The sequence below is a fragment of the Flavobacterium sp. genome (assembly GCF_049318185.1).
GTDB lineage: Bacteria > Bacteroidota > Bacteroidia > Flavobacteriales > Flavobacteriaceae > Flavobacterium.
Genome location: NZ_JBMOGV010000161.1, coordinates 1 through 3,703, shown reverse-complemented (window position 1 = coordinate 3,703; position 3,703 = coordinate 1). Strand labels below are relative to the sequence as shown.

Sequence of the window (3,703 nt, the reverse complement as noted above, 5' to 3'; positions counted from 1 at the left end):
TAGAAGTTTTTCAAGAACAGTTAAACTAAAAATTAGACAGTTATTAGTTTTATACTTATTTTTTTTCTTTAACTATTAGTGTTGGATAGTCGAAATAGCAGTACTTCAAAATTCAGCCGTTTCTTGTCAGTTGCAAACTGCTGAACTTTTTATTTTTTTTTATGATAAATTTATTTCGAAAATGAACTTGCAGCAAAATTCGCAATTACTTTTAACCCCTGTTAACTTTGTTATTATTATCTGTAAGCTAGTTGAACCATTTTGATATGATAGGAACTATCAACAGACCAGTTGGAATGGCTATTAGGCAACCCACCAAAAAATCACTTAACCAAAGTTTGAAAAAGTTATCGCAGTAACCAGAATGCACATATAGCATTCCTGCTGTCATGACAATCGTCATCGAAATAGAAACCAAAATATTCGATAATAGTTTGGTTTGTTTTATAGATAGTTTCATTTACATTTATTAAAAAGAAAAGGTTGTCTTTTTGAGACAACCTTTAAATTAAAGTTTGATTACTTTATGATATTTTAAATCCTATTTCAATGTCAAAATGACGCAAATCCAGACAAAATGAGTTTATTTAAAAATATATTTGGTGATTCAAATGAATCAAACAACAGTTCAAAAGTAGCATGGATACCCTTAACCAACCTTGGACAGTTGAACGAAATCATACACGAGTCCACATCAACACCAGTAATTATTTTCAAACACAGTACACGCTGCAGTGTGAGCCGAATGGCGTTGAAACAATTTGAAAACGAATTTGATTTGCAGTCTAAAGTTACGCCTTATTTCTTAGACTTGCTGGAGAATAGGGATATTTCGAGCGAAATAGCTTTACGTTTTGGTGTTGTGCATCAATCACCACAATTGATTTTGATTAAAGACGGGAAAGCTATCTATAATGCATCGCATAGCGATATTGCTTCCGAAGATTTGGAACGATTGCTATAATGAAGAGCTTTGATTTAGCTTTTTAGAAAGGTTTTAAAATCCTCATACGTACTTATTTTGACACTAACTTTATCCTTGTGAAGTACACTTTCAATTTGAGTTGGAATAGGCAATTTTAAATCCAATAAAGGCTCCACCGTATCCAAGAATTTTATAGGATGTGCTGTTTCCAGAAATACGCCAACACTGTTGGGTTGCTTTTTCATTTCTTTTTTCAATCCCAAATAACCTATAGCACCGTGTGGTTCAGCGATGTATTGCGTTCTTGTGTAAATGTCTTGCATTGCAGCTTCTGTTTCAGCATCGGTATAGCTATAAGAAGAGAAATCTTTCTCAAATTCATTCAAATCGTTGTGGTATAACTCCTGAATTCGGATGAAATTACTAGGATTACCCACATCCATCGCATTAGCAATGGTAGCTACAGATGGTTTTGGGTCGTAGTTCCCTTTTTCTAAAAAGCGTGGCACGGTATCGTTAGCATTGGTTGACGCTACAAAATGGGCGATAGGCAATCCCAAACGTTTGGCCATTATACCCGCACAAATGTTGCCAAAGTTGCCACTAGGACAGGAAAGAATAATCGGTTTGTTGTGTTTCTTTAGTTGTTGGTAAGCAAAGAAAATATAGAACATTTGGGGCAACCAACGCGCTATGTTAATCGAGTTGGCCGAGGTTAGATTCTTGTGCTTCAAACTGTCATCCAAAAATGCTTTTTTAACCATGTCTTGGCAATCGTCAAAGAAACCATCCACTTCTAGTGCTTTTATATTTTGACCTAATGTAGTCAATTGACGTTCTTGTATTTCACTCACTTTACCTGAAGGATACAGTATAATTACTTCAACGCCTTTTACACCTAAAAAACCGCTTGCAACCGCACCACCAGTATCACCAGAAGTTGCTACAAGAACAGTTACTTTCTTATCATCATTGCGATTGAAATAGGCCAAACAACGTGACATAAATCGGGCACCAACGTCTTTGAATGCCATAGTGGGTCCGTGAAACAATTCTAACGAATAGACATTGTCTTCCACGGGCACACACGGAAAGTCAAAACAAAGCGTTTCGGCTATGATGCGTTTCAGTTCCGTTTCTGGAATTTCATCGCCTACAAATTGTTGGATAGCTTCAAAAGCTATTTCTTCGTTAGTAAGATTTTCAATATTTTGAAAGAAAGAATCGGGTAGTGGTGTGATGCTTTCTGGGAAATACAAACCTCTATCAGGTGCTAAACCCAATACTACAGCTTCTTCAAAGCTAACTTTTGGTGAATTATGATTTAAACTATAATATTTCATTTTAAAGTACGATTTATGAATTACGAGACACGAAGTACTATATACTTTTTACTTCGTATATCGTACCTCTTAGTTCTTATTTGATTCTTACTCCTTCAGCATTCACGCGTGACACATGAATATCAAAAGGGATTCCAGTATCTAAATAACTATTGCTCATGGCGAAAGCAACTTCTTCTGCGCTATTTTGTCCTTTGCATAACGCAAAAATAGAGGGACCAGCACCAGAAATTCCTGCACCCAAAGCACCAGCATCATGAGCGCTATTTTTTACTTGGTCAAAATTTAGAATTAATTTTTTACGTAACGGCTCAATAATTACATCTTGCAAGGAACGACCAATGAGTCCGTAGTCTTTGGAATATAATCCAGCTATTAATCCACCAAGATTTCCCCACTGCGTAATGGCATCTTTCAAGGCAATAGTTGGTGACAATACAGCACGTGAGTCTGAAGTTTTTACTTCGATGTGTGGATGTAAGACAACAGCATAAATTTCGCTTGGACTTTCCATTCTAATCACATCCAACGGATTGTATCCACGCACTAGTGTAAAACCACCCAAAAGACATGGTGCTACATTATCGGCATGTTCAGAACCACTCGCTACAACTTCTCCTTTCATGGCAAATTCAACCAATTCGTGACGTGTAAATGGCCTGCCTAACAATTCGTTGATACCAAAAACAGCCCCAGCGGCGCTAGCAGATGAGCTTCCAATGCCGCTGCCAGCTTTTATTTTTTTATGGATTTCAATTTCAAAACCAAAGTCAGATTGTGTGGCTTTCAATAATGCTAAAGCAGCAACTCCAGCTACGTTTTTCTCGGTTTCTAAAGGTAAATCGGCACCCGTTATTTTGGTTATTCTGATGCCTTTTTCCGCAACTTTTCGGATTATCATTTCGTCCCCAATACCTTCGAGGCACAAACCCAAGACGTCAAATCCGCAATTGAGATTGGCGATAGTAGCGGGGCAGAATATTTTTATTTCAGTCATTTTTAAGGTTTATGGTTTATGGTTTGTTGTTTATGGTTAAAAATTAAAACTATAAACAACAAACCACAAACATTTTTTATACATTCCCAATTCTAATTACATCAGCAAAGATACCCGATGCGGTCACAGCAGCGCCAGCACCAGCGCCTTTGATAATTAAGGGCTGATCAATATATCTATCGGTATAGAATTCTACAATATTATCTTTTCCTTCTAGATTATAAAATGGACTTTCTTTAGGAATGAATTTTAGCCCAACACTTGCTTTTCCATTGTCAAACGAAGCTACAAATTTTAATCTACATTCTTTTGATTTGGCTTCTGCCAAAAGATTTTCAAAATGAGTTGCATGTTTGGTTAATGATTTAAAGAAATCTTCATTTTTGGTGGTTTCCATACATTCTTTTGGAAGGAACGAATTGTTTTCTATTTTTTCCA

At 36.3% G+C, this 3,703-nt stretch carries 4 protein-coding genes and 1 pseudogene; 1 reads left to right on the top strand and 4 read right to left on the bottom strand.

Annotation, left to right across the window (positions count from 1 at the left end; all coding sequences use genetic code 11):
* Positions 1 to 247: 247 nt before the first annotated feature.
* A complete protein-coding gene (locus ACOYLT_RS10795; protein ID WP_422853856.1) occupies positions 248 to 460 on the bottom strand; it encodes a DUF2798 domain-containing protein in 213 nt (70 codons plus the stop codon).
* A gap of 117 nt (positions 461 to 577) precedes the next feature.
* On the opposite strand from ACOYLT_RS10795, the gene ytxJ reads away from it, so the two are divergent.
* The gene (ytxJ, locus tag ACOYLT_RS10790) at positions 578 to 964 is read left to right on the top strand and encodes a bacillithiol system redox-active protein YtxJ (protein ID WP_422853855.1); all 387 of its coding nucleotides are present in this window, start codon (positions 578 to 580) and stop codon (positions 962 to 964) included.
* 14 nt (positions 965 to 978) lie between these two features.
* Here the strand turns inward: ytxJ and thrC are convergent, their stop codons facing one another.
* From thrC to ACOYLT_RS10775, 3 genes and pseudogenes are all read right to left on the bottom strand, one after another.
* A complete protein-coding gene (gene thrC / locus ACOYLT_RS10785; RefSeq protein WP_422853854.1) occupies positions 979 to 2,268 on the bottom strand; it encodes a threonine synthase in 1,290 nt (429 codons plus the stop codon).
* A gap of 76 nt (positions 2,269 to 2,344) precedes the next feature.
* Positions 2,345 to 3,265, bottom strand: a complete 921-nt coding sequence (locus ACOYLT_RS10780; RefSeq protein ID WP_422853853.1) for a homoserine kinase — start codon at positions 3,263 to 3,265, stop codon at positions 2,345 to 2,347.
* A gap of 76 nt (positions 3,266 to 3,341) precedes the next feature.
* Positions 3,342 to 3,703, bottom strand: a pseudogene (locus tag ACOYLT_RS10775) (bifunctional aspartate kinase/homoserine dehydrogenase I); the annotation flags it as partial.

Excerpts from the sequence above, each read along its gene's own strand:
- ACOYLT_RS10795 (WP_422853856.1), bottom strand. The coding sequence starts at position 460 with ATGAAACTATCTATAAAACAAACCAAACTATTATCGAATATTTTGGTT.
- ytxJ (WP_422853855.1), top strand. The coding sequence starts at position 578 with ATGAGTTTATTTAAAAATATATTTGGTGATTCAAATGAATCAAACAAC.
- thrC (WP_422853854.1), bottom strand. The coding sequence starts at position 2,268 with ATGAAATATTATAGTTTAAATCATAATTCACCAAAAGTTAGCTTTGAA.
- ACOYLT_RS10780 (WP_422853853.1), bottom strand. The coding sequence starts at position 3,265 with ATGACTGAAATAAAAATATTCTGCCCCGCTACTATCGCCAATCTCAAT.